The organism is Acutalibacter sp., from assembly GCF_056800975.1.
On record NZ_JBQISV010000153.1, the window covers coordinates 1 to 2,878 of the forward strand.

A 2,878-nucleotide genomic window follows, 5' to 3' on the forward strand; every position below is an offset into this window, starting at 1 on the left:
AATATCCGCAATATACTTGACCGACTTGCCAAAATAGTCCGCGATAAATTCCGCCAACACCGCAAACCGGCGTTCATCCCCGTGACAGGAGACCTGCGTCTTTCTCCCCATCCTTATCCCCGCTTCCTTTTTTGCGCCTTTACCAGCAGCATCATGGGCCGGCGGAGCTCATCCGCCATACCGGGTAGGGACATCAGTTCCTCTGGCGGCTGCGCTTCTTCCACTGCCGCCAAAGTAAAACCCGCCTGAAGCAGCCCGTTCAATATTTGAGTCAGGGTGTGGTGATACTTCACCACTTCACAGCCCAGAAATTCTGTGCGCCTCTCCCCCGGCAGAAAATAACCGTCCACCGGCCAATAGAGGGGCTTGCCCTCAGAGGAACAGACCCATTGCTGTCCTACGCCGGCGGTAAAGGTGGGGTGCTCAATATTAAGCAAAAAGCAACCCTCCGCGCTCAGGGTTCTGTTAACCAGCCGGAACACCTGTTCCAGGTTCTCTACATAATGCAACGCCAGATTTGAGACCACCAGGTCCCAGCTGTCCTCTGGATATTCATACTCCATAATGCCGCACTGCCGGTAAGTGATCTGCGGGCCGGGGTTTCTTCTCCGGGCCTCATCCAGCATCTTCTGGCTCAGGTCAATACCCAGTACCTGGGCCGCGCCCTGCTCTGCCGCAAACCGGCAGTGCCAGCCATAGCCGCAGCCCAGGTCCAGCACCCGAAGCCCTTCCACCGGCGGGAACAGAGGGCGCAGCTGATGCCACTCTCCTGCCCCTGCCAGCCCGGATTTACTCCGCTCCATCTGGGCATACTGCTGAAAAAACTCCTCATTGTCATACTCCACTGTCATGTGTACCCTCTCCTTTTAAAGACTGTGGGAGTATCATAGCACACCAACTAGGAAAAAGCAAATGATCTGATCAAATGCAGCTATTTGATTTTCGGCAAGCTGCGTTTGTATAGAATGGCCCACTCCACAAACCGCAGAACGAGAGGCAAAACGATGCCCAGCGCCATGAGCAGAAACGGACGCATGATTAGCGCGTTCTTATAGCTGATCATTTCCTTAGCCGCAGGCGTCTTTGGCAGATTTGGCTCCAAAAAGCCAGACTCAGACGCAGGAGGCGCGAAGCTCTTTAGAGCGTTGAAAAACTCCGTGTACTCCTGGTAAAAATAGCCGATGTCTGTAATTTTTTCCCTGGGGAGCAAGGAGGAAGGCAGGTTCACCGATCCCAGGACAAAATGGAGCCCTACCAACAGAAGCAGACCAAAAACAGCCCCTGTGAGCAGTCCCACCCAGTGCTTTTTTACATCCTTTACCATAAAACAGCAGCAGGCCCAAATGGTTACTGCCGCCAGAATCATCGCTGCTGCCAGCCCCACCTGAGGCAGCGCGTCCAAAAATTTTCGCATCTCAGCAAAGCTGTAGACCTGGGCGTTGAAAAACTCAGGCACCAGACTTTTTGCCCGCCCGTCCATATAGGGCTGCTGCGCCTTGGCAATGGAGAGCAGCACCGCGCCGTCATTCTCCTCTTCCAGGCTGACCCCCTCCGGCAGCTCGCTAAATTCAGGCTTCTCCTGGGAAAACACGGCCAGCCAATGGTCCTCTATCTGTTCGCCGCCTCGTTTCTCCGATACCAACTCCCCAGGCTTTAGCGGCTTGGAGGCGAACTCAATAAAAGTACCGCTCCAACCATTGGTAAGGATCACAGACTCCTCCCCCACCTCGTAGCTGCTGGGAGACTCCTCTTTCACCCGAATACCGGCTTCCCAGCCAGTGCCCTCATAGGTTGAGTACAGGTGCATACCATTGCTGTCAAAAAACAGACAGCTCAAAGGAACCTCCGGGTCGCTGTCAAAACTGTAGCCACGGGAGGCTGTTACCGTTGTCACCTGCGGGATCATCTGCTCCTCCACCTTCACAGACAACAGTGTACAGGCCACAAGCATCCAGAACAGCAGGACAAAAATCATCAACGCTTTCTTTTTCATCTTATTTCACCTCCGCAAGGACAATTCCTTCTACCAGTTCCCGGTTAAAGTAGGTAAACAGGAACAGAGGCGGGATTACCACCAGAATGCAGCATACCAGCTGCAAAGTCGGGTCGGTAGGGGGCACATAGGCCAGGGCCACCGAAATGGGATATCGAACAAAGTCCTTGATGTAGGCAATAGGCTGCTCCACCATGTTCCAGCCGTCCAAAAAAGAGAGCAGCGTCACACATACCAGCCCGCTGGAATTCATAGGCAGAACCACTTTGGTAAGCAGCCGGAACAGCCCGCAGCCGTCCAGCTTGGCGGCGTCGATAATGTCATCGCTCACTGATTTGAAGCTTTGCGTCAGGATAAAGGTGCCCAGAGGGATGAAGACAGAGGGGAAAATCAGGGCCGAATAGGTGTCCAAAAGGCCCAGCTTGTCCAGCATGATATAATTGGGGGCCAGAGTAACCTGCAGGGGCAGCACCATGAGAATCATGAGTACAAAGAGCAAACCGTTTTTACCGGGAAAGTCGCATTTGGCAAAGCCATAGCCCGCCAGTATGGACACCACCAACTGCCCTGCCACAATACACAGGCAGATGCCCATGCTTTTCCAGAACCGGAGTAAATACTGAGGCGAGCCCAGAAACACGTCGTAGTAGTAATCAAAGGTCACCCCACCGGACGCGGGCAGAAAGCTCAGGGTAAGCACATAAACAAAAGGCGCAATGGAGATAAACGACAGCAGCAGCGCAAACGCACCGCTGAACACAGAGGTTCTTTTCATGCCCGGAACGCCTCCTTCCTCATTACAAATCCATAGAACACTGCGAAAACAATGAGTACAACGACCAATAGCAGCACCGACGCCACCGAGAGCTTGGCGTAGTTCAGGTT

Annotated in this window: 3 protein-coding genes; all 3 read right to left on the reverse strand. The window is 53.6% G+C overall.

Going from position 1 to position 2,878, the window contains the following annotated elements:
• Window positions 1-113: 113 nt before the first annotated feature.
• Window positions 114-851 (reverse strand): class I SAM-dependent methyltransferase, encoded by a 738-nt coding sequence (locus ACTO5E_RS10670; RefSeq protein WP_482303511.1) that lies wholly within the window; start codon window positions 849-851, stop codon window positions 114-116.
• A gap of 80 nt (window positions 852-931) precedes the next feature.
• Window positions 932-1,993: a hypothetical protein gene (locus ACTO5E_RS10675; RefSeq protein WP_482303513.1), complete on the reverse strand. Its 1,062-nt coding sequence runs from the start codon at window positions 1,991-1,993 to the stop codon at window positions 932-934.
• Window position 1,994: 1 nt separating this feature from the next.
• Window positions 1,995-2,768 carry a carbohydrate ABC transporter permease gene (locus tag ACTO5E_RS10680; RefSeq protein ID WP_482303515.1) on the reverse strand — a complete coding sequence of 258 codons (774 nt, stop codon included), beginning with the start codon at window positions 2,766-2,768 and terminating at the stop codon, window positions 1,995-1,997.
• Between the last annotated feature and the right edge of the window lie 110 nt (window positions 2,769-2,878).